Below are 21,561 nucleotides of genomic sequence, written 5' to 3'. Positions count from 1 at the left end.
GTCATGGTGCCCCAACCCAAATGTTCGCTCGGCGTAGCCAAACCACCCACTATGCCCTTTTGACAATCAACTCAGGCAACCAACTTCAACAGGTTGTTGATCAGCTCTTTGATCTCCGAGCGTTCTCCATCGTGGTCACGGTACATTGAGCGCAGGAGAATTTGTTCAGCGGTCATCAGCGGCCAGAACTTATCAATCACATCATCCGCCTTGACACGAACTGCCTTACCAATGATTTTCTTGGCGTCACAGGTGTCGGTGAAAACCACCCTTACCCCGGCGTGGGCATCGATCATGTCAGGACATAGGTAGTTCTCGATCTCCCGTTTGCGTGTCGAATAAAAGGGACGATTCCGGGCATCAACTTCCTGTTTACGTTTTGCAATTGAGGCCACCTGCTCCGGTGCCCCACCAATGTCCGAGTCCAAAAACACGCACCATGGGAGGCCTAAATCATCTGCCAGGTTAAGAGTGACCCAGTGCTTCACACTGCCACAGCCTCCGATAAGGATCGGGACCACACCAACGTCCTCCAAACTGAATTCAAGATGCCCGCCAGCCTTCAGGATATTGGCTGCATGACGAAGAAAAATGACGTCTGATTTACCCTCCACCAACACGACCCCTTTCGCTCGCTCCATTCCCGTTTCAGGAAGTACCCCCAAGCTCTCTGCAGCCTCCTTAAGCACGTCGTTGCTGGGCATCTTGACTGCTGGAATACCGTTTTCGTCTTTAGTAACGTAACGAACGCCATCGATGGGCATCAAACCCGCCAGACCTGGGACATGGGTGGTAACGACGATTTGCCGGTTCGGCTGACTGGAAAGCTCCAGCAATGCCTTCATTAGCATCATCTGGTAGTTGGGATGCTGAGAGGTCTCGGGTTCCTCGATGGCGTAAATAACATTGCGTTGGGTGCCCACCACAGCTTTCTCCGCCTCAGCCCGGAAAAAGTTGAGCAGGATAAGCCGACGAACACCGCTACCACGCTTATTAATCGGAATACCGTTCTCGCCATCCAAGGTGAAGTTGAAGGTCCACTTGGGCTTTTCCTTAAAACGCGGGGTGAGCTCGCTGGCCAACTCAGGCGCCATTTCACGAAGCTTTTCGAGAGTGCGATTGGCAACATCCAGTACGCTAGCCTCGACTTTCTGCTCAAGCAAACTGATTTCCTGTTGGAGTGCGGCCTGAGCTTCCTTAACGGCCTGCTGCAGCGGATTTTTTGCCTCAGCGTCTCCGTCACTGCTTTCACGATCCGCCTTGAACAAGGCAAAGGTGGGCAGTTGGTCTTGAATTTTGTCCCAGATGGATTTGCTGTCCGTTGAGAGGCCTTTGCTTACATCAAGTAACGTGTCCTGGCAGGCAATAGGCTGCGCCGCAGCGCGAATAGCTTGCCGCCACTGTGAAGCCACCCGCTTGTCTACCACCTGATCGGCAACACCTCGCTGCTCACCTAGTTTTTTCAATTCTGCCATCTTGAGGCTAAGCAGAGTTGCTACCTCCGCATTGGCTGGGTGCTGGCACCTAATGGAAGTACGCTCCAACTTACCGGTACTGGCTTTAAATACTTTTACAATCTCAAGCGCGCCTTCCTCATTAAGCAAATACTCCTGCGCCAACGAGGTTGCTGCGTTTTCATCCAGCACCAATGCCGCAGGCAGGCCATCGAACTCACAAGCAATATCAAACTGCTCGGCACCCTCGGCCAAACTGAAGCAATTCATATCACTCCTGTCGACCTTAACGCCATCCGCCTCAAAGAAAATGGCTAGGGCTTCGAGAATGGTCGACTTGCCATAGTCATTTCGACCGACGAAGCCAGTCATAGCTTCATCGATTGGAATGATTGTGGTAGTTCGGTAGCCGCGGAAATTGGTAAGTTTTATGGACTTCAAGCGCATGACGATTTCCCTATCTGCAACTGCTCTTTTGATTGTTCAATATTCGGCAGCTCCATCCGTTCAGATGGTACTTCGGCTGAGCTAGCTAGAACGCCACCATATCTACCATGACGGAGAGCTAGTAGCTATCGATCCATGACCGACCCGGCAACCGCCTGCGGGCGTTGCAGCGGTTAATGATCGGTCAGCGTCTCGGGTAACAGACGCCTCACGCTCCGTTTGGACGGTACCGATGTTGGCCTGGTCGATTACCTAGAATATCACTAAGGAGATTGATGATACCCATACACAACCCGCCTCACCCGGGCGAAGCCATCTACGGGGATGCCCTGCCCTCCAAAGGCTTAAGTCTGACCGCACTAGCACGGCACCTAGGGTACTCGCGCGGCCAACTGCCTACCGTGCTGTACGGCTATGCAGCAATCTCTGCCGATCTAGCGTACCGGCTTACCAAGCAGCACCTTGCTGAGCAGGCTGTCTACGATCTGTGGCAGGCCCAACACCACCAACATCCATCGCGCGACTGCATTTAGCGCAATCACTAATGCCCCTTGCTGAGGCTACGGACGCTTGAGAAATATTCTAATGAGTTTTCGCCTCTCTAGAAAAAACAACAGCACCAGAGAAGATCAAGTAGTTCGAGCCAACCAGGGTTCAGCGCACTCACGTGACTGGGCCCGGCAGTCAGGGGGCACGCTCAAAGAATCAAGTTAGCCATCACGACAACTGGATCTAAAAGCCCTAATACAGGCAGTACGCTGATTGCACCGACACTGTTAAGATCATGCAGACAAATTGCCTATCTCTACCTAGCGTCCAGGGATTTCTGCGAAAAGAGCTGCGCTGTCGCCCTCTCTACTGCACCCAGTGAAAAAGGATGAATCACATGACTTATGAGACAGACGAGAGACTTAAAAGCTATCTCGATACGAACCAACTGCATAGAGAGCAGATGTGCCTTGGGATTCTTGCGCTGGACAAACGCTTCACCCACGTCAAACCACGTCATCCTCGAGGCGGACCGGATGGAGGAAGGGATATTGAGGCACAGTTTCGTGGTACAGAACTGGCATATGGGGCCGTTGGTTTTATCAATCAGGCAGCTGACGTCGAAGAAAAAAAACGAACGATAAGATCCAAATTTTCTGACGACCTAAATAGTGCTTTCCATGCAACCCCGAAACCATCAGTTTTCGTTTTCTTTACCAACGTCAACTTCACAATTGGAGAAAAATCCGAACTTGTTGAAATAGCAAAAACAAAAGGATTTTCCACCTGCGAAATACTCGACCGGGAACGGCTCAGAGTTGCATTGGATAGCCCAGACGGATTTGCTGCCCGCTTTCAGTTCCTGAATATACCCATGTCGGAATCCGAACAGGCTAGCTTTTTCGCAAAGTGGGGCGATGAAATTCAATCAGTCATTTCGACGGGCTTTCAAGAGGTGCATTCAACTCTATCTCAGCTTCTTTTCCTTCAAGAAGCAAGCCGCCCCCTTTCAGGAATACACGTTCAATTCCTGCTAAATCGTGAGTATAACTCAAGTGAAATTGGACATTTCCGCGCCTTCTGCTCAGTCTATCTGCGAGAACCAAAAGTTGGTATTTTGGCACTTTTATTTGGAAATACTGACAAATCAGAGAGATTCAGAACAGACGTCAAAGACGTCAAGAATGAACCATCAGGGATCGCTGCAGGAATTGCTTCTGGGCAATGGAAGATAGCGTGGGAAAGAACGCCCAATCTAGATGAACCTGCCGCCTCGGAAACTGATGAAGATGACACCTATGATAAATACATACCCATCGGATCCGGCTCCAGAATAGGAATTAATAGTGTCAAACAGATCGTCACGTCCTACAGCACGGATAGCTTCATACGTTTCGAGCCAGTCCTTTCACTTATGGATTTAGACGAATGCATGCTAATGCCGATATTGAACAGATCGTTAGCGGAAAAGTTAGAGCGCATTCGGATCATTGCAAATGGCTATATGCTCGTTGATTTAGACATTAGCAGTTTCATGATCGACAACTCAAATTTCTCTCTTGATTTAAAAGAGGTATTTTCTGGGAGCGAGTTATCTGACCCCTGGGTTCGCATTCGCCCCGCAAATCTCTCATCAGCATTTAGCCTATCTTTTTCTGACAGCGTTCCGGTCCGCATGTTCAAGTCAAAAAAGTCAACTTCAGGACCAGACAAATAGATACATAAATGCATTAAAATTTTCAAAAATTTAGTCAGACAGTAAACCATCTCATCTGGTCGATCTCACTACGTCAGAGTCGATATAAATCAGCCGCTATGCGATCCTCTCAACCCTGCCAATCCTGCCTACATCTACAACTACTTCATACTCAGGAGCCAGACTTGCGTAGTAGACAAAACGCCTTGAATATCTTGTCTTCAAAACAACGCGAACCTCTCTCTTGAACCAACTTTGGCTCTCGTAATGTTTATAAGCAAAATCGTGAGCCACGCGCTCCTCGGTGCTCCAAGATTGACCGAAGCTCGCCTGATCGTATTCCAACACATCTGTACCCCTATAGAGGACTACCTCTTCCGGTAAGGAATCGATGCTGTTTGGCTTTAATTCGCAATCTAAAACCACTTTAGGGTACCAAGATTCATTCTCCTGACGGGAGAACAATTGATGAACCCCATTATATGCAAACGAGCAAAATGCATGCCTTATTGAATCCAAGACAGCAGCTGCCTCTGCACTATCAAACTTCTCAACCTCCTCAATATAATATTTATTTATCGCCTTTTCAGCTGGACTATCCTCAAACGAGGCCGGATCGCACCTGTAGCCATACGCAACTTGCATACGGACGCATTTTACGAAGAAAGAGATTGCCATCTCTAACTGGTGTCGGTACAGGATCACAGCCCCCTCTTCCAGCTTTGAGTCGATGGAACTCATCAAGATCTTCATCTTTTGAGAAATAAAATTTCGATCTTCAATAAAAATCACAGCTAACACACTCAACATCAAAAGAAATACTTACAACACTTATTGTAATTCCCCCTCCCTGGTCGTGTCGACTCGCTTTAATCGAAAGAGTCGAACGCTAGAGAACTCAATATTGGCACAGAGAAATAGACAATACCTACTTGAGGCGCAGAACATCGTTAGTGGCAGATCTGCCATCTTTTTAAACGTAAGAGCGTCGCCAGTGGCCGTCCGCGTCCGGCCTATTGTATTCCGTGGAGTTATTCTCGGCGATTCCTGCTGGCCTGAAACCAACGCCATTTGATCCCTCTGCACTGACGAGGCAGTGGATGCTGAAACGCTCAGTCGGCAGAGAAAAGCGGATCACCTGCGTCATCAGATTTGCGATGCAAATATCAGCAGCACAAGACCAAGCTTCCAACAGCACTGCCGACCCCGTCGGCACTCGCCCAGGTAGCCCCGATCTTCAAGGCTACGACACGGCACCCGCCGCGTTGATCCCACAGCCTGTCCGCACTCCCCACAGGCACCCATCCCTTCCAGCGGCCCACCCAGGCCGTCACTGAGTGGAGGTTCCTCACCATGCACCCACAGCTCCCAGAGTCCGCACTCTCGGACCTGATCAACGCCCATCAACAGCAAGACCTGGCACCAGAGCAGTTCTTCCAGGCCTGGAAGAAAGCCGTCCTGCTCGCCGGGCCGCGTCACTTCGGTATCGAGTGCCGAAGCGACATCAACATGGCCCGCAGCAAGCGGGACCTGTGCCCCGATGTCCCACTGATTGAGTCTGCCATCGGCGTAATGAGTCATGGCGAGCAGGTGTTCCTTGCCGCGCTCGTCAGCTTCTACAACGATGAGACCGGGGGACGCCTGTTGCAGCGGGCCGGCGTCCGCGGCCTGGCCGACATCGGTCTGCTGGACACGCAGCGACGCATGCTCCTTGCCACCTTGATCATCCACTACAGCGGCTGGTAACCCACCGCACGATGGCACCCGACGGGACACCTCCCGTCGGGCGGTGTCCCTCCTTCATAAACATAGGAGATCACCCATGCCTATTCATAATCATCCGTCCAATCCGTTTGCCCGCGGGTTCAATGACCTGCGCATCCAGCGTCTGTTGGCCGTGCTCTACGACGCGAAAGCGCCGCTGTGTTATCTGCCGCCGCATCCATCCCAGCAGCACCTGGGCGACGCCGAGCTGGAGCGCCAGCCGTGCCTGTTCAATGACCAGCATGCGCTGATCGTCAATTCCAGTGGCTCACTGGCCGCTCATGAGGACAGCTACCCTCATCCGGGCATCGTCGTACAGGTGATCTATGGGGTCTTTTCCCATGATCAGTCACCGCCGATCCTGGTGGGTGACCTGTACTCCGAGGCGCTGGCCCAGGAGCGGGTCCGGCAGATCGCGTTCGAAACCGGCCATTACAGCCGGTGCTGGGAGATCAGCAGCGCGCATTTGCCTCAGGTCGCCTGGGAGCGACTGGCGTCATCGTCAATCCCAACGGGGCTGCTGCTGGAGGCGTTCGAACTGCCGGACAGCAACGCGCTCGGCTTCAAGCTGATTGCCACGCCCTGGACGGATAGCAATCTGGATCAAATCGACGTATGCACCGCCGATCAGTTACGCCAACAGCAGTTGGACGCTGGATTGCCGCTGGAGCTGGTGGAGGTACTGCACCTGGCCGCACAGGCCGATGTGCGCATACTCATTTTCGACCCCGATGCCGCTGACTTGGACGGCTTGCCGACCTATGTTCATCAACCATGAGCCTCAACCAGAAGCCCCGATATCGGGGCTTCGCTTTTTCCGACCTGCCTTGCAACACGGAGGTGCTGCGCGCCGTATTGAGATAAGCACTCGGCACGCCACAGCGTCAGGCTGACCCCATGTTCCGCCGACCTGCTCGGCAACATGCCCAGGTGGCCCCGATCTTCAAGGCCACGGCGCCAACGCGCTGATCCACCCGCCAGTCCTGCACTGGCATCCGACCCGTGGGGCCACGTCCCGACGGGGCGTCTCCACGTTCACGTCTGTTCCGAACCAGGAGACTGTCATGTCCCATTCATCTGCCGTCGCCGGCGAGGCGACCTACTTCGATCTGCACACCCAGGGCCTGGGTTACCTCAACCGCATCCGTGAGATCTGCCCCAAACGCGGCAAGCCGTTTCTGGCCTGCACCATCGCCGCGCTCAATGGCCCAACCGAAGCGCCGGAGTACCGCTACTTCGATGTCACCGTCTGCGGCGCCGAGGCCCAGCAACTGGTCAACCGCTACGCCAGCGCCGTCGATCAAGGCCGCAAGGTGCTGATGGGCTTTCGGCTCGGCGATTTATGGACCGATCTGTTCCGCTACAGCCGGGGTGAAAAGTCCGGGGAAACCGGCGTCAGCCTGAAGGCGCGGTTGTTGTTCGTCAGTTGGGTCAAGGTCGATGGGAAGCTGGTCTATCAAGCCCGGCCCAAGGCTGAGTCCGACGATGCCGCGGCTGCACAAGCCTCGGATACATCGGCGATTGCCCAGCCCGTCTAGAACCTTGTTCTTTTCATCCTTGCGACCGGATCACGGCATGCCGTGGCTTCGGCGCACGCCATGGAGGAGTCCATCATGGAGTCCGCACGCTCTGTTGCCCCTTGCTTTGCACCGGGCAATATCTACGTTACGGCCGGGGTTCACGCTCTGGTCGAGAACGGCACCTTCCATCCTGCCCCTTATCTGAAACGCCACCTCAGCGGTGACTGGGGTGATATCGACCCCGAAGACTGGGAGGAAAATCAGTCCGCACTGGCGCATGACAATCGCCTGCTCTCGGTCTACCACGTCACGCCCGAGCTGACGTTGTGGATCATCACCGAGTGGGATCGGTCGGTGACGACGATGCTGCTTCCTGAGGAGTATTGAGCATCAGACAACGGCCTTCCTTGGAAGGCCGTTTGTCTTTAACCTTGGGGGAAACTGGAGAGAACTGACGCCATGCTTTCTTACAGGCTGCTCAATAACCATGCCGGCTTACTTCTTATTGGTGACTACACATCGCTGCGGTGGCTGCATGAAGTCATCCACGAAATAAACGACCGATCGCCGCTCATACGTGTTGATGATGGCCCGTTTCTTGGCTTGGCCTATGAGGTGCGCAAAGCCTATGAGCAGCAGCGCGAGATCATTCCCGCCCCCGAGCACTTCGAAGAAGTAGGCACACGGTACGGCACCAAACTCCTATGGCCGGTACTGCTGTTGCAGCAACGCATGATGCGCGTCTCCCTGGCCTATCTCGATCACAGTGCTAAACATCAAGCCATCACCTATGCACTTGAAGCCGTGATTGGAGAAGCCCTCATCGAGGACTTTGGCCCCCATAGCCGGGTTGTCATCGACCATTGGCAGCAAACTGACCCAGCCTCACCTGATGTTCTCGACAAGCTGGACAGTCGTGGAGGGATCTTCTGTTCTTGGACCAAAAGCGAGCGTAAGTACCGCATCGCGGCATTGCTCGCGAGCTTTGATCGCCGGTTTGAGGATAACCATCTAGCTGAGGTCGCGCGCGGGGAGAGTCCAGTGCTGTCACCAGAGGAATTGCGCATGTGGGAACAAGCTGAATGGCCAGATCCAAACTGGTGACGCAGGACCATCAGCATCACCGAGTTGGCAATGTATACGGCTACCCGCGGCAACGTTTTACCGCCTGCCCTCTTGCCCTAAGTGAGGCTAGATAGCTCTCTCCGTGAGAGGGCTATTTGATGTTTTCGTCGCGTATTCGCCAGTGCCGCAATGCACTTTTTCTAAGCATGCCCCTACTGGGCGGCTGCGTTACAGCACCGTCTTTCAAACCTGCTTGTACCGCCGTTTCGATAACGGCGTCCTCTGCGGCGCCGATCTCTACACTCAGGCAAAGCCGCTACACCTTGGTTGAACTGCGCCCCGACCGCGGTCAAGAAGATTTACAACATCAGATCATCGACCTGCGGATCCCCGCCACCGCAGCCACAACCGTCGGCGATGCTATGCGCTATGTGCTGCGTCATTCGGGCTACCAGCTGTGTGAGGGCGATCCGGCCTTAGCAATCTTGTGGACCCTGACCCTGCCAGCTGCCCACCTACAACTTGGCCCGCTGCCGCTGAACCAGACCCTGCAACTGTTAGCCGGATCTGCCTGGCGTCTATCGGTGGATGAGCGCACACGGCAGGTCTGCTTTATCGCCGCCCCACTCGCCGGGGAGGCTCAGTCATGATGCAAACACCCCTCACCAATCCGCGTCTGACTCGCCTGCTGGTTGTAGGATGGCTGACGCTGCTCAGCCTCGCTCTGGTCGCGCTGGCACTGTCCCTGACCCGCCAAGATGCGCAGGCGCCGGATGCCCAGATCGCCGAACTGCAAACCCGCATGCTTGAGCTGGAAGCGTTCCGCGCCTCGGTGGAGGTTTCGCCGGCGGTGGTCACAGAAAGCGATTTCCAGCAGATGCGCGACGACTGGCAGCAACAGTGGGACAGTCTCAATCAGCGTCAACGGGACTTCGCCAGCAGCACCGACCTAGCTGCCATGCAAGACCGCCTTGGCGCCCTAGCGCAACAGGTCAGCGGCACCAAACCCGTTGCAAACAAAGCTCGTTCTCGTACTGCCAAGCCGCGTCCGACGCCCACAACGCCAGCCTTCCAACTGCTCGGCGTGGAGTCGCGCGGCGGCGAGCGTTTCCTGGCCATCCAACCCCAAGGCTCCGCTGGGTTGGCCGCCGTCCGCCTGCTACGGCTCGGCGATGCCGAGGGACGTTGGCAACTGGACGCCCTGGAGCCACAAAACGCGGTGTTCCGGGTCGACCAACAGACGCGGCGCCTGCCGCTGCCGCAGGAGTAAGCCATGGCCATGCACATGCTCTCCCGTGCCAAGCCTGCGCTGGCCGTAGCCGTCCTGGCAGCCCTGTTGATCGGGCTGGCCTCGGCACTGGCCGGTGGCGAAGCCACCAGCGATACACGACTCAGCCAGCAACGTGACAGCCGCGAATTCCGCAGCGACGAGCAATTGGCCCAGGACTGGGGCCTGCAAGCCGAAGACTGGGCACGCTACCGTCAGTTGCAGCAGGGTCCGCTGGGTGTCTATTCGCCCAATCTGGACCCGCTAACCGCGCTCGGCATCGAGGCGCGCAGTGACGACGAGCGCCGCCGTTTCGCCGAATTGCAGGTGCGCGCCGAATCAACCCGAGTGAACAAGGAGTTGGCTTATCAACGCGCCTACGACCAGGCCTGGAAGCGCCTGTATCCGAACCTGCTGCCCGTCACACTGCTCGACGCCCACAACAGCAACCCCATCCCTCAACCTGGAAACGGGCGCCTGGCATTGTTCATTGAGGACGGCTGCGTGGCCTGCAACCTGCAGGTCAAGAAGTTGCAGGCCACGGGCAGCGAGTTCGACCTGTATATGGTCGGCAGCGACAGCGACGATACCCGGCTGCGACGCTGGGCCCAGCGTGTCGCGCTGGATCCGCGCGCCGTGCGTGAGCGCCGGGTCACCCTGAATCACGATGCGGGCCGCTGGAGCAGCTTGGGTGTGGCCGGAAACCTGCCGGCGCTGGTGCGCGAGGTGAATGGGCAATGGCAACGTCAGTGACCGGTCACTGTGCGGCGCTGGTATTGATTCCGGCACTGCTCAATCCCAACGCACTTGCAGCGCGGGAGCTGCCGCCGCCGGCCTACCAGATGGCCGCGGCTCAGGCCGAAGTCCCACCGAACCTGCTGTATGCCGTGGCCCTGCAGGAAAGCGGTCGCAGCCTGCGTGGACGCATCGTGCCCTGGCCATGGACGCTGAACGTCGCCGGGCAATCTCGCCGCTACGCCACCCGCCACGAGGCCTGCGCCGACTTGCGTCGCACCCTGATGGTCACTCCAGCGACGCGGATCGATGTTGGCCTGGGACAGCTCAACGTCGGCCATCAACGCCACCGCGTGCGCCAGCCCTGCGAACTGCTGGAGCCCTACCGCAACCTGCGTCTGGCCGCGACCATCCTGCGCGAACAGTACGACCCCGCGCAAAGCTGGTTGATGGCTGCCGGGCGCTACCACCGCCCGGCCGGTGGCGCGCCAGCCGTGCGCTACCGGCAAAGTGTCGGCCGGCACCTGGCTCGTGTTGCCGAGCCTGTACCGAGGAATCAACCATGAAGCACTTGCTATTGGTCGGCCTGCTCAGCCTCCCCTGCGTTGCAACGGCACTTGAAGAGCCCGATGACCCACCAGCGATAGCCTACGACGAAGCGGCGCTCCTACCCATCCGCTCGCCCTCGCTGCGCCCCGGCCCGATGGAGCCGCGAGTGAACAATCTCCCAGGCATCACCGCGCTATTCCTGATCGGCGATGACCCACGCTCCCACGCCTGGCTGCAACAACGTTTGCCGGACCTGCAACGCCTTGGCGCCGCCGGGCTGGTGGTCAATGTCGAATCTGCGGCGGCGCTGCAAGCACTACGCGAGCGTGCCCCAGGCCTGAGCCTGACCCCAGTCCCCGGCGATGACCTGGCTCTACGGCTGGGCCTGAACCGCTACCCGGTGCTGATCACCGCCACGGCAATCGAGCAATGACATGGCCCAGACCGTCGAAGTGCTGCTGCGCCCGGCGGTGGAGCTGTACACCGTCGCGGTCTGTGCCGGCAGTGCCGTACTGTGCCTGGCCGCTCCCTGGGCGCTGGCACTGACCCCAAGCCTGGGCCTCGGGGCCGCCGTGGTATTTACCGCTTTGGGAGCAATCCGTCTGCGGCAGGCTTGGGTGATCCTGCGCTACCGCCGCAACATTCGCCGCCTGCCCCGCTACGCCCTGCGCGACGACCGCATCCCGGTCAGCCAGGAGCGGCTGTTCCTCGGCCGCGGCTTCCGCTGGGAGCCGCATCACACCCACCGCCTCCTGCAAACCTACCGTCCGGAGTTCCGCCACTATGTCGAGGCGCCCTGGCGGCTGCGCTACGCGCGACACCTGGAACAACGCCTGGAGTTTGCGCCCCGCCCCTTACCGCATCTGGCGCGACTCACTGCCTGGGACCATCCGCTGAACCCAGTGCGCCCCCTGCCCGCCGTGGGCGGCCTGCCGCGCCTGCATGGTGTGGAACCGCATGAGATGGATGTCACCCTGCCCCTGCGTGAACGCGTAGGCCACACCCTGGTGCTCGGCACCACCCGCGTTGGCAAGACCCGCCTGGCCGAACTGTTGATCGCCCAGGACATTCGCCGTGGCGAAACCTGCATCGTGTTCGACCCCAAGGGCGACGCCGACCTGTTCAAGCGCGTCTACCAGGAATGCCGGCGCTGCGGCAGACTGGATACCCTGTATGTCTTCCACCTCGGCTGGCCCGACAGCTCGGCCCGCTACAACGCCGTGGGCCGCTTTGGGCGTATCACCGAAGTGGCCAGCCGCATCGCCGGCCAGCTCTCCAATGAAGGCAACAGCGCCGCATTTCGCGAGTTTGCCTGGCGCTTCGTCAACATCATCGCCCGCGCCCTGGTCGAACTCGGGCACCGTCCGGACTACCTGCTGATTCAACGCCATGTGGTGAACATCGACACCCTGTTCATCGAATACGCCCAGCACCTGTTCGCCCGCAAAGCGCCCAAAGCCTGGGAGGCCATCGTGCAGATCGAAGGCGGTATCAACGAACGCAACACCCCGCGCCACATGCTCGGCCGCGACCGCCGGGTGGTGGCGATCGAGCAATACCTGACCCAAGTGCCGCTGTTCGATCCAGTGCTCGAAGGCCTACGCAGTGCCGTGCGTTACGAGCGTACCTTCTTCGACAAGATTGTGGCCTCGCTGCTTCCGCTGCTGGAGAAATTGACCAGCGGCCGCATCGCCCAGCTGCTGGCCCCGGACTACGCCGACCTCAACGATCCCCGGCCGATCTTCGATTGGATGCAGGTGGTCCGCCAACGCGCGGCGGTCTACATCGGCCTGGATGCCCTCTCCGATGCCGAAGTGGCTGCCGCCGTGGGCAACTCGATGTTCGCCGACCTGGTGTCGGTCGCCGGCCACCTCTACAAGTTCGGATTGGACGACGGCCTGCCCGGCACCGCAAACCGCCCCATGGCCCCTATCAACGTCCACGCCGACGAGTTCAGCGAACTGATGGGCGACGAATTCATCCCCATGGTCAACAAGGGTGGCGGCGCCGGCGTACAAGTCACCGCCTACACCCAAACTCTCAGCGACATCGAAGCCCGCCTCGGCAACCGTGCCAAGGCCGGCCAAGTGGTGGGCAACTTCAACAACCTGATCATGCTGCGCGTACGTGAAACCGCCACCGCCGAACTCCTGACCAAGCAATTGCCCAATGTCGACATCGCCAGCATCTCCCCCATGAGCAGCGCGACCGACAGCTCTGACCCACAGGGGCGCACCGCCTTCACATCAAGCAGCATGGACCGCATCACCACCACCAGCGTGCCGCTGCTGGAGCCCGCGCATATCGTTGCCCTGCCCAAGGGCCAGGCGTTTGCCCTGCTGGAGGGCGGCACATTGTGGAAGTTGCGTATACCGCTGCCTGTCCACCAAGCTGAAGACGGTCTACCCGACAACCTGCGGGCACTGGCCGAACAGATGCGCCGGCAGTACTCCGAAGATGAGGCAGGCTGGCAGGGCGAAGAACGCCGCCATGCGTGACCCGGCCAGCGTCGCCCAACAGCAGCAGGCGCGGCAGCAAGGGTTCGTCTCGGCGTTGATCACCCTGCCATTGCGCTTTCTCGGCGTGCTGCTGGGGTCGCTGCTGCTGTGCCTGGTGATCGAACTGGTGGGCATGCATCTGTTCTGGCCAGAGCAAGGCTGGCGGCATGCGCAGGGAATGATGAATTTTGAACTGCAACAGCTCTCGACCCAGTTCACCCGTAGCGTGGTGGTGCAGGAGCCGAGCCGTAGCGCCTATCGGCTGGTGGCTTGGCTGCACCAGAACCTGCTGCTGGATAGCGGGCTGCTCGACTGGTTGACGAGGATGAACGAACAGGCGAAGGCAGCTGATACTGAGACAGGGTTCAATGCCAGTCTGGCCCGGGCGGTGGTGTATGTGGAGAGCTACGTGCTGGCGGCGTTCTACACCACGGCGACGTTTCTACTGCGGCTGCTGGTGTTGGTGCTGACCTTGCCGCTGTTCGCCTTGGCGGCATTGACTGGGCTGGTCGATGGGCTGGTAAGGCGTGACCTACGACGCTTCAGTGCGGGGCGAGAGTCGGGTTTTCTGTATCACCGGGCACGGGCTACGATTCTGCCGCTGGCGGTATTACCTTGGGTGACGTATTTAGCCTTTCCGGTGAGCGTGCATCCGACAGCGATTATGCTACCCGCAGCGATGGTACTGCTGATAGTGGTGGACTTGACTGCCGGGAGCTTTAAGAAACACATCTGATAGGACCACCATCGTGCACCATACGAGGGATGCCCTGCCCGGAGCCTGCTTCTATACCTAACCGAGCTGGCAGGCTCACACCTATTCTGGCAAGATCAAAAATGGCTACAGGCCAGTACGCCCTGACATTCGAACCTCAACAACTTCCATTGCTGCACCCAAATGCAAAAGCGATTCGCCATTGAATTCGAATGCTCCGTCCACACATCTCCGGCACACTTAAATTAACGTTCATGGATAAGAGCGAAAAATGCCCATAACAACTACCGAACCGGCAACCGGAACCACCTCCTCTGGCTATCTTGGTGGCCAGGCGTTAGCAGACTGGCTGGACGAATGTTTGGCGAAGAATCACCGAGTCGCTTATATACATGCAGGGTTTCTCTGCAAGATGGTAGATCTCGATGAGCCCGGGCTCACTCTATACCCAGCGGACCCGGGACCCGAAGCCAAACCTATCCTGAAAAAACTCGTCACAAAAAAACGGCTATTCAGTGTTGAGTTATCGATTGAGAAATTTCTCGACACTCAGGTTGCCGAGTCCGATTGGACCTACAAGCAGGTACTGACCAAACCCGATGTGGATCACCTCATCGCGACTCGCGACGGATTACTTGGAAAAACCAGTGGCAGAGGGCCTGAGATCAACGAAAGAACCGCGCAAAAAGTTTGGGCAGATGCCGGCGCAAGATGCATGTTCGAAGGTTGCGCTGAAGATCTTTCAGAGATCTCTCTTTGGACCAAAGCCGCCCGGGTTGGATATCTTGCCCATATTGTGGCATCGGACCCCGAGGGGCCTCGCGGGAATCAGAATGACTCTCACCGGTTGGCCAACAACCCAGACAACATCATGTTGATGTGCGATGAGCACCATCGCCTAATCGACTCTTTTGCACCTCACCACTACACCGCAGATATCCTGAACGCTATGCGCCAGTCTCATCGGGACATCGTGCGGAACTACCTTGATTCACTCGCATTCCCACGTACGAAGGCAGTGACGCTTCACGCGAACTTGGCAAATGTGCCTACCTATTTCCACGACTCTGAGTTAATTGAAGCCATTGTCGCGACAAGGCGAGCGATGGCGCCTGGGGTGATCCATTACGTGCGCAGAAAATCTCAGCGTGATGACCGTCATCTTCCAAATTTTTGGCACCAGTATCTAAGAGAGCATGAAAATCACATTCGCCAATTGGTCGATGGCTTCAACTCAAACAGCGGCTTGATTACTGAAAGTCTGGCCATTTTCCCCCTGCACCATATTCCGACATTAGTTCTGGCAGGGCGTGTAATGGGCGAAGCACAGGCCATTCAGGTTTTTCAGTACGACAAAGATCGCAGGACTTGGAGTTGGAACTCTCAGACCGACGCCCATGCAGAGGGCACATTCAGTGTTGATGTGTTGCCACAAAAACGTGCTCATGAAGTCGTGATTACACTTGAACTCTCAGCACACCTAGACGAAGACGCATTGCCTGCCGACCTAAAAGCAGCAATGGAAGCGGGCCATCTTTCTCGGATTCGCGTAACGACCTCCAAGACAGGATTCAATTGCATTGGGCATCCAGGGGATCTTGACCAGTTCGCCCTTGCCGCCAGAAAGGCAATTGTTCACGCTCAGGATGTAATGAGGGTTCAAAGAGTGCACCTTTTCGCCGTCAGCCCTGCCAGCACAGTTTTTCGCTTCGGCCAAATGCTACAGGCGGGCCACCACCCAGAGTACATCGTCTACGACCGAGCAGCCCGGGATTACAAATTTGTACCTGCCCTGTCTATTACTGGCCACGATGTATCCGCCACTGATGGACAACAGTCCTTCAGCATTTCCCTTCGATAATCTGTGTGAACGAGCCTAATGCCATGAACCAATCCAAAAGCGCAAACCTGGTTATCTATGCCGAACAGGCACGCCCTGTTCGACTAACAAAGTCTCTGGAATCCTTTAGAAACCTGCGAGAAGGTTTCACCACAGACTCCAAAACCAAGCTGCTCGAATACCAGCATTGGGCAAAAGCACTGAATGAGGCGAACGTTCATATTACTGTGCGGCAAGATGAGATTGAGGCTGCAAAGGGAGCATATCAGGAGGTGGCTGAACATTTGGCAGCACGTCTCTCCTGGCCCCCCGAAGCAATATCCATTCTGCCTCAAGGATCAGCCAGTACCAGGACTTTGATTCGTTCGCCCAACGGTGGCGAGAAGTTCGACATTGATGCAGTTTGCCAGGTAGACATCACTCGCGTGGAAGCCACAGATCCCATGGCGTTCTTTGAGTCCATTGGACAAGCACTGGTTGAATTGGAAGCTCAAGCTAAACGCCGTTGCTGGTATATTCCTTTTCCCCGCCAGCCGTTCTACCTTGAGTTCACACCGTCCGTCCCTCTGCAGAGCGTACCCGCGCAAACTCTATATGCAATGTCGCCACGCTACAGTGCATCGCGATACGCGTACACGGCACTAGCGGTAGTAGACACGCCTACCAAGAGCTGGAAAACCTCCAACCCGGCAGGCATTAGCACATGGGTGAACGACACCGCCAAACGCCCCCTCATTCGTAGTGTGGCAATGGAAATAATTGCAAATGATCGGGCACTCGCGAGTGTGGCACCGGTTCCGGATCAGGCAGTGGAAATTTCCGACACCCTGCGGGTCGCTATCCGACTGTTCAAGCGCCATCGAGACATGTGCGTGAGGCGGGGAATTATTGAGGCATCGACCAAACCCATATCAATCATTATTGTCACGCTGCTGACCAGTTGCTATGAAGGTCTTGCTGACCTCAATCGCTCATTCGAACATCCCATCGAACTACTGGCGGAACTCGCAGCTTTACTGCCGCACCTAATTCTGAAACTTGACGGGAAATACCGTGTTGACAACCCTACGGTTGAAGGGGAGAACTTCGCTGAGAAATGGAACGACGATGATGGTGAACGCTACAGATCATTCACGATCTGGTGCGAAACGCTTTCTGCCGACCTCAAAACTATTCTATCCCTAACGGATCCCGCTGCCATTTCCAAGCGTGTTCGCGAGGTGTTTGGTATTCCTGCCCCAACACATGGTGGTAGCAGCCTTCCTACCCTCCAGCCGCCTGCGCCTAGAGCCACACCCGCAAGCAGTGGCCTAGCCTGACGCACACGGTGAATCAATTGAGTCTGAATCTACCCCTCTTGCGCGAGAAATTTCCGGACCTGCAGCCTTCGGCTCAGCCTCGATCAGGAGGCACGACCGCCTACTCGCTACAACTGCCATTTTTTCAACCAGGACGACAATTCAATTGGGCAGAGCTGCGATTACCCAAAGACTTCCCTGAGCGCGCCAAGGCATTTATTCAACTGTCTCCCGATGCAGTCTTGCGAGTTCCGCACCTTGATGGCGCGGGTGTCCTTTGTCTCGAAGGCGATCCGGGTCCAGACCTCGGCTATACCAATGAAGAGCGAATTCTTTTCCTTCTGCATTCCTACCTGGAGCAGTTCCTCAAGCCCTGGCTGCAAGGCGATCTTGATAAAGACTTTGAAGATGAAGCACTCAACTACTGGGCGATCAACGTAGCCAGGGCCCGCTCGAACACTGATCCTGTACGAGGGGTGTGGACAGTTGACCAGCCTCCCACAAAGGCCAATGTCAGGAACGGACTACTTCTGTTACCAAATCGGATCATTATTGCGGCAGATGAGCAGTTACGTATCACCAATCGCCTGGTTCAGACCATGGGACCGGTAGTGCAGCAATATGTCGGTGTGCTGGTAGCAGACATTCCCATCCCCCAGATTTTGACTCCCACTACGTGGCCTCAATCCACGGCCGACCTGGATCGAATACTCAAAGGCCGGTTGGCTCCCGTTGAGTATTTGAATTTTCAGTCATGTCGAAACCGCCGTGGCCGAGGCATACATCGTGTGGTGCTCATGCGAAGTGCTCACGCTGCCTTCGCCTACTTGCTGCCTCATGGCCCGCCAACGGTATTAGAAGTGGGCCGGCAGAAAAAGACCTTTCCTGCACCGTGTAAACCGCTACCACTCTCTGTCTCTCGCCTGGATCCTCATTGGACCTCTGGGCGAGATCAGCACCCGGAAGTCACAGGGCGCCAAAAGAAACATGTCCTAGTTATAGGCGCAGGAGCACTCGGGAGCCCGACGGTTGACCATCTTGCTAAGGCGGGACTCGGACGGATATCAGTGGTAGACGCTGACTTCATGTCTTCAGCCAATGTTGGACGGCACCTACTGGGCACTGAAGCAATCGGACAGTATAAAGTGAAGGCAGTAGCTCGGCGGATCAACTCCGGATATCCAGCTACAGAAGTAATTCCGTATGCGATCAACACCGCAGCATGGTTGAAGAAGAACTCTTTGAAAAGCATTGACGCCGTTCTTGACCTTACTGGCGAGCCAGATGTGCGGGCGCAAATCGACCAAGCACGCCGCGAGCACCCCTGCCCCTTGCTTATTGGCTGGATGGAACCCTATGTCGCCGCCGCACATGTTTGCCTGCTACCTGCGGGACAATCCTGGCTACAAGGAGCAGTAGACCCGTTGTACGATCTAGAGGCTGTGGAGTGGCCAAAGGAAGTCATTCAACAAGAACCTGGATGTAGCAGCCGCTTCCAAAGCTACACCGCTGCAGCAGCAGAACACGCCGTTGCACTAGTGGCAGAGTGCGCGATAGAAATGATCGACTGCGCCGCAGACCCATCCCGTCCTAAAGTGCACAGCTGGGTTCGCGGACAACGCTATCTGGATAAGCACTGGCCTGGCCTATCGCATAGGGATTGGGCTCTAGACGCGTCCTCGCATGACGGCATGATCCTCACACGGTCATTTCCATGAGCAGATTTTTCTTCTATCCAGACAACACCCGTTATGTACTGTTCACGGAGCAGGTCTTGACACATATGTATTCGCATGCTCAACGGCGAGTTTGGCAGAAGGAAGCAGGTGGCGAAATATTCAGTTCAGAGCCAGACGCCGGTGGTCTCATCATCACCGCCGCCACCGGGCCTAACCCGTCTGATTACCGGCGGCGCTGCTCTTGGAACCCTAATATCAAAGCCTCCGATAGGAATAGGCAAATCGAGTTCACCTTTAACCGACATGCAGTTGGTTTGTGGCACACGCACCCTGAGAACTCGCCCTCACCTTCGGGACGAGACCAGACAACCACTTGGGAATACCTAAATGCATTCTGTGGTGACAGGTCTCGTTATCTCATGGTGATTATAGGCAACCGCGGCAAAATACCCGGCATGGCAGTCTGGGTTGCTAGTTGCGCGCCATCTCGCGATTGGGTTCAGCTAAATGAAGTGGCGCCTCAGAATTTGAGAAAAATGTCCCTCGTGCAGTACGAACACGATGAATCAGCGACTAGTCGCCCAACCGTGCCGCATAGGCGTACCTGCTAGGAAAATTGTGAATCGCATTGACGCGGCGGGATCGCCCTAATCAAGCGAAACAGCTCTGCCTGGTATTGAGCGTCCTGCAGTGCCTGATGATCAGCCTGCAATTTAGGGTGAAGCCTTGCCGCCATCCGACTGGACCGAGTATCAGCCCAGCGTGATCCCGTCGCGCCCATGTAGAGCGCCTTGATATCCAACGCAGAAAATCCAAACGGGTTCGACTTAAGGTAATGATGAAAGTAGTAATTTATGAACGACCAGTCGAATGAGGCATTAAGTCCAACAAAGACAGGCAGGCTATCAGCGCCAGAGACATTCAGCACCCACTCCTGAAACTTTTGCATGGCGATTTCTGGTGCGAGCCCTTCCAATGCGAGCCTCTCTAGGGAAAGCCCTGTAACCGCCATAGCGTCGGGGTCCGCGTTGCTTGATAGTGGCTTGAGCTCGCAAGAGAAAACCTGATCAGGCTCGTAGATGTTGCACGCGCCAATCGTGAGCAGACTGTACTCACCAGGAATCGGGCCAGAGGTCTCGACGTCGACCGAGAGATAAACTTCACGCTTCTGGCTCATAGCACCCATTGGCCTACAGGAAAGGATGGAGGATTCGTGACAATATTTGGAGTCTTGCGGCGCGATGAAACACATTGTAGCCATGATCAAAGAGCTAATCTTGTCTAGCAGAAATCAGCGTAATCTCAGCAAAAGAGCATATCCCACTCCTTGTGTATTGCGGTAGAACGCCCACCACTTCTTTCGCCAAATAGTGTTGTCTACCCTCGGCCAATAAACCGGCAAGCTCATCACGAGAAAAAATGCTTATCCCCCCGCCATTCGCTGCAGCAGGCCAATTCATAGCACCAACAGAATCCCGTAGACTGTGCACCAAAAATCAATCCGGTACGTGTTCCAGTCCGATTGATTGCTGCTGCCCACGCTCGCAAACCGCACCGTCGTGCCATCGCTATAAACCTAGATGGCATTTAGATGAGCATGGTCACTTCAATCCGAGGTCAGCAGCACTTGTATTGCCTGGCGCTATTGCCCGCCGTCTTCAGCGTATCGACCGCTTATGCCAACGAACCCACCTCTCTAGCCATCCTCCTACGTCAACTCGACGTAATCGAACGCCTGACCGAAGACAGCGCCCGCCTCCCCCGCGATGACACCTCGCGCTACCACTTCGACTACGCCCGTTTCCGCGACGATTTACAGCGCATGCGCCAAGGCATCCGCGACCACCTGAGCCCACAACGCGCACAACCCCGCGATCCCTTGCCCTTGCAGGGCGACTACCGCCGGGAGACGGAGGTGGCCGGTGAGCCTGAGTTCTGATCAAAGCGCCGCCTTCCTGGCCCATGGCGGCTTCACGCCGGGAGCCAGTGCCACGCTGTTGGTGGGGGTGGTGTTCGCCGTGCTGTTGGTCTGGGGCGTGTGGGCATTGCGCACGGCCTATGTCGGCTGGGCCGAGCACAAGCTGACCCTGCGGCAGTTGCTGGGGGTAGCCGTGCGGTTTGCGGCGGTGTACGTGGTGCTGACCTACTTCCTGCTGTCTTGAGCGAGTCCGTTATGAAACGTTCCGATCAAGCCTTTCCTGCTGCACTCGCCGTGATGTGCGGCGCCTGGTTGTCTGCGCTGGCGGCGGTGTTGTCGCCGGCACGGGCGCAGGGCGCGTTGCCGTCCTTGGAAGATCCGTCGCGCGGTACCGGTGATGGGATCCTGAAGACGCTGCAGAACTACGGCTACGACATCGTGATGCTAGTCGCGCTGCTGGTGATCGCCTCGATGTTCGTCGGGGTCTGCTACCACGCCTACACGACCTATTCGGATATCCACGCCGGGCGCAAGACCTGGGGCCAGTTCGGGCTGACCGTGGCGGTGGGTGCGTTGCTGTTGGTGGTCGGGATCTGGTTGCTGACCAAGGCCACTGGGATCTTGTAG

23 protein-coding genes are annotated in these 21,561 nt (G+C 56.6%); 20 read left to right on the top strand and 3 right to left on the bottom strand.

Going from position 1 to position 21,561, the window contains the following annotated elements:
- Positions 1 to 71: 71 nt before the first annotated feature.
- Positions 72 to 1,901: an AAA family ATPase gene (locus tag ACZ445_RS14460; RefSeq protein ID WP_464708562.1), complete on the bottom strand. Its 1,830-nt coding sequence runs from the start codon at positions 1,899 to 1,901 to the stop codon at positions 72 to 74.
- An 886-nt stretch (positions 1,902 to 2,787) separates the two neighbouring features.
- Here ACZ445_RS14460 and ACZ445_RS14455 point away from each other — a divergent pair.
- Complete coding sequence (locus ACZ445_RS14455; protein WP_464708561.1) at positions 2,788 to 4,107, top strand: hypothetical protein; 1,320 nt, start codon at positions 2,788 to 2,790, stop codon at positions 4,105 to 4,107.
- A gap of 96 nt (positions 4,108 to 4,203) precedes the next feature.
- Here the strand turns inward: ACZ445_RS14455 and ACZ445_RS14450 are convergent, their stop codons facing one another.
- Entirely contained in the window at positions 4,204 to 4,827 is a 624-nt protein-coding gene (locus ACZ445_RS14450; RefSeq protein WP_464708559.1) for a hypothetical protein, read from the bottom strand.
- Between the two features lie 612 nt (positions 4,828 to 5,439).
- Between ACZ445_RS14450 and ACZ445_RS14445 the strand changes: the two genes are divergently transcribed.
- The 16 genes from ACZ445_RS14445 (at position 5,440) to ACZ445_RS14370 (ending at position 19,627) form a co-directional block, all read left to right on the top strand.
- Complete coding sequence (locus ACZ445_RS14445) at positions 5,440 to 5,832, top strand: hypothetical protein (RefSeq protein ID WP_464708558.1); 393 nt, start codon at positions 5,440 to 5,442, stop codon at positions 5,830 to 5,832.
- Between the two features lie 76 nt (positions 5,833 to 5,908).
- Positions 5,909 to 6,628, top strand: a complete 720-nt coding sequence (locus ACZ445_RS14440; RefSeq protein WP_464708556.1) for a DUF5983 family protein — start codon at positions 5,909 to 5,911, stop codon at positions 6,626 to 6,628.
- A gap of 286 nt (positions 6,629 to 6,914) precedes the next feature.
- Positions 6,915 to 7,388 (top strand): STY4534 family ICE replication protein, encoded by a 474-nt coding sequence (locus ACZ445_RS14435; protein ID WP_464708555.1) that lies wholly within the window; start codon positions 6,915 to 6,917, stop codon positions 7,386 to 7,388.
- Positions 7,389 to 7,463: 75 nt separating this feature from the next.
- The gene (locus ACZ445_RS14430; protein ID WP_464708554.1) at positions 7,464 to 7,757 is read left to right on the top strand and encodes a plasmid related protein; all 294 of its coding nucleotides are present in this window, start codon (positions 7,464 to 7,466) and stop codon (positions 7,755 to 7,757) included.
- 72 nt (positions 7,758 to 7,829) lie between these two features.
- Positions 7,830 to 8,474, top strand: coding sequence for a DUF6904 family protein (locus ACZ445_RS14425; protein WP_464708553.1), 645 nt, complete (start codon positions 7,830 to 7,832; stop codon positions 8,472 to 8,474).
- 119 nt (positions 8,475 to 8,593) lie between these two features.
- Complete coding sequence (pilL2, locus tag ACZ445_RS14420; RefSeq protein WP_464708552.1) at positions 8,594 to 9,085, top strand: PFGI-1 class ICE element type IV pilus protein PilL2; 492 nt, start codon at positions 8,594 to 8,596, stop codon at positions 9,083 to 9,085.
- Entirely contained in the window at positions 9,082 to 9,705 is a 624-nt protein-coding gene (locus ACZ445_RS14415; RefSeq protein ID WP_464708550.1) for a hypothetical protein, read from the top strand. Before pilL2 ends, ACZ445_RS14415 begins: the two co-directional genes overlap by 4 nt.
- Positions 9,706 to 9,708: 3 nt before the next feature.
- Positions 9,709 to 10,455 carry a TIGR03759 family integrating conjugative element protein gene (locus ACZ445_RS14410; protein WP_464708549.1) on the top strand — a complete coding sequence of 249 codons (747 nt, stop codon included), beginning with the start codon at positions 9,709 to 9,711 and terminating at the stop codon, positions 10,453 to 10,455.
- Complete coding sequence (locus ACZ445_RS14405) at positions 10,440 to 11,003, top strand: lysozyme family protein (protein WP_169892526.1); 564 nt, start codon at positions 10,440 to 10,442, stop codon at positions 11,001 to 11,003. The genes ACZ445_RS14410 and ACZ445_RS14405 overlap by 16 nt, the downstream gene beginning before the upstream one ends.
- Positions 11,000 to 11,419: an integrating conjugative element protein gene (locus ACZ445_RS14400; RefSeq protein ID WP_464708548.1), complete on the top strand. Its 420-nt coding sequence runs from the start codon at positions 11,000 to 11,002 to the stop codon at positions 11,417 to 11,419. Before ACZ445_RS14405 ends, ACZ445_RS14400 begins: the two co-directional genes overlap by 4 nt.
- Position 11,420: 1 nt before the next feature.
- Positions 11,421 to 13,484 carry a type IV conjugative transfer system coupling protein TraD gene (traD, locus tag ACZ445_RS14395; protein ID WP_464708547.1) on the top strand — a complete coding sequence of 688 codons (2,064 nt, stop codon included), beginning with the start codon at positions 11,421 to 11,423 and terminating at the stop codon, positions 13,482 to 13,484.
- Positions 13,477 to 14,220 (top strand): TIGR03747 family integrating conjugative element membrane protein, encoded by a 744-nt coding sequence (locus ACZ445_RS14390; RefSeq protein WP_464708545.1) that lies wholly within the window; start codon positions 13,477 to 13,479, stop codon positions 14,218 to 14,220. The genes traD and ACZ445_RS14390 overlap by 8 nt, the downstream gene beginning before the upstream one ends.
- Positions 14,221 to 14,470: 250 nt before the next feature.
- Complete coding sequence (locus ACZ445_RS14385; protein ID WP_464708544.1) at positions 14,471 to 16,060, top strand: SAVED domain-containing protein; 1,590 nt, start codon at positions 14,471 to 14,473, stop codon at positions 16,058 to 16,060.
- A gap of 23 nt (positions 16,061 to 16,083) precedes the next feature.
- A complete protein-coding gene (locus ACZ445_RS14380; RefSeq protein ID WP_464708543.1) occupies positions 16,084 to 17,358 on the top strand; it encodes a nucleotidyltransferase domain-containing protein in 1,275 nt (424 codons plus the stop codon).
- 17 nt (positions 17,359 to 17,375) lie between these two features.
- Entirely contained in the window at positions 17,376 to 19,055 is a 1,680-nt protein-coding gene (locus ACZ445_RS14375; protein ID WP_464708541.1) for a ThiF family adenylyltransferase, read from the top strand.
- Positions 19,052 to 19,627, top strand: a complete 576-nt coding sequence (locus ACZ445_RS14370) for a Mov34/MPN/PAD-1 family protein (RefSeq protein WP_464708540.1) — start codon at positions 19,052 to 19,054, stop codon at positions 19,625 to 19,627. Before ACZ445_RS14375 ends, ACZ445_RS14370 begins: the two co-directional genes overlap by 4 nt.
- Here ACZ445_RS14370 and ACZ445_RS14365 read toward each other — a convergent pair.
- Positions 19,624 to 20,193 (bottom strand): 3'-5' exonuclease, encoded by a 570-nt coding sequence (locus ACZ445_RS14365; protein WP_464708539.1) that lies wholly within the window; start codon positions 20,191 to 20,193, stop codon positions 19,624 to 19,626. The genes ACZ445_RS14370 and ACZ445_RS14365 overlap by 4 nt on opposite strands.
- A 420-nt stretch (positions 20,194 to 20,613) precedes the next feature.
- Between ACZ445_RS14365 and ACZ445_RS14360 the strand changes: the two genes are divergently transcribed.
- From ACZ445_RS14360 to ACZ445_RS14350, 3 genes are read left to right on the top strand one after another with little or no spacing between them, the layout of a single operon-like run.
- Positions 20,614 to 20,955 carry an integrative conjugative element protein, RAQPRD family gene (locus ACZ445_RS14360; protein WP_464708538.1) on the top strand — a complete coding sequence of 114 codons (342 nt, stop codon included), beginning with the start codon at positions 20,614 to 20,616 and terminating at the stop codon, positions 20,953 to 20,955.
- Entirely contained in the window at positions 20,945 to 21,178 is a 234-nt protein-coding gene (locus ACZ445_RS14355) for a TIGR03758 family integrating conjugative element protein (protein ID WP_464708616.1), read from the top strand. Before ACZ445_RS14360 ends, ACZ445_RS14355 begins: the two co-directional genes overlap by 11 nt.
- A 53-nt stretch (positions 21,179 to 21,231) precedes the next feature.
- A complete protein-coding gene (locus ACZ445_RS14350; RefSeq protein WP_464708614.1) occupies positions 21,232 to 21,561 on the top strand; it encodes a TIGR03745 family integrating conjugative element membrane protein in 330 nt (109 codons plus the stop codon).

This window comes from Pseudomonas allii (assembly GCF_055380095.1).
The sequence above is the reverse complement of the archived record's forward strand: the minus strand, read 5'-3'. Positions and strand labels throughout refer to the sequence as shown.

Coding starts and splice junctions, on each gene's coding strand:
- ACZ445_RS14380 (WP_464708543.1), top strand. CDS start 16,084: ATGAACCAATCCAAAAGCGCAAACCTGGTTATCTATGCCGAACAGGCA.
- ACZ445_RS14450 (WP_464708559.1), bottom strand. CDS start 4,827: ATGAGTTCCATCGACTCAAAGCTGGAAGAGGGGGCTGTGATCCTGTAC.
- ACZ445_RS14350 (WP_464708614.1), top strand. CDS start 21,232: ATGTGCGGCGCCTGGTTGTCTGCGCTGGCGGCGGTGTTGTCGCCGGCA.
- ACZ445_RS14460 (WP_464708562.1), bottom strand. CDS start 1,901: ATGCGCTTGAAGTCCATAAAACTTACCAATTTCCGCGGCTACCGAACT.
- ACZ445_RS14405 (WP_169892526.1), top strand. CDS start 10,440: ATGGCAACGTCAGTGACCGGTCACTGTGCGGCGCTGGTATTGATTCCG.
- ACZ445_RS14360 (WP_464708538.1), top strand. CDS start 20,614: ATGGTCACTTCAATCCGAGGTCAGCAGCACTTGTATTGCCTGGCGCTA.
- ACZ445_RS14430 (WP_464708554.1), top strand. CDS start 7,464: ATGGAGTCCGCACGCTCTGTTGCCCCTTGCTTTGCACCGGGCAATATC.
- ACZ445_RS14445 (WP_464708558.1), top strand. CDS start 5,440: ATGCACCCACAGCTCCCAGAGTCCGCACTCTCGGACCTGATCAACGCC.
- ACZ445_RS14435 (WP_464708555.1), top strand. CDS start 6,915: ATGTCCCATTCATCTGCCGTCGCCGGCGAGGCGACCTACTTCGATCTG.
- ACZ445_RS14400 (WP_464708548.1), top strand. CDS start 11,000: ATGAAGCACTTGCTATTGGTCGGCCTGCTCAGCCTCCCCTGCGTTGCA.
- ACZ445_RS14455 (WP_464708561.1), top strand. CDS start 2,788: ATGACTTATGAGACAGACGAGAGACTTAAAAGCTATCTCGATACGAAC.
- ACZ445_RS14415 (WP_464708550.1), top strand. CDS start 9,082: ATGATGCAAACACCCCTCACCAATCCGCGTCTGACTCGCCTGCTGGTT.
- ACZ445_RS14425 (WP_464708553.1), top strand. CDS start 7,830: ATGCTTTCTTACAGGCTGCTCAATAACCATGCCGGCTTACTTCTTATT.
- ACZ445_RS14410 (WP_464708549.1), top strand. CDS start 9,709: ATGGCCATGCACATGCTCTCCCGTGCCAAGCCTGCGCTGGCCGTAGCC.
- ACZ445_RS14385 (WP_464708544.1), top strand. CDS start 14,471: ATGCCCATAACAACTACCGAACCGGCAACCGGAACCACCTCCTCTGGC.
- ACZ445_RS14440 (WP_464708556.1), top strand. CDS start 5,909: ATGCCTATTCATAATCATCCGTCCAATCCGTTTGCCCGCGGGTTCAAT.
- ACZ445_RS14370 (WP_464708540.1), top strand. CDS start 19,052: ATGAGCAGATTTTTCTTCTATCCAGACAACACCCGTTATGTACTGTTC.
- ACZ445_RS14390 (WP_464708545.1), top strand. CDS start 13,477: ATGCGTGACCCGGCCAGCGTCGCCCAACAGCAGCAGGCGCGGCAGCAA.
- pilL2 (WP_464708552.1), top strand. CDS start 8,594: ATGTTTTCGTCGCGTATTCGCCAGTGCCGCAATGCACTTTTTCTAAGC.
- ACZ445_RS14365 (WP_464708539.1), bottom strand. CDS start 20,193: ATGAGCCAGAAGCGTGAAGTTTATCTCTCGGTCGACGTCGAGACCTCT.
- traD (WP_464708547.1), top strand. CDS start 11,421: ATGGCCCAGACCGTCGAAGTGCTGCTGCGCCCGGCGGTGGAGCTGTAC.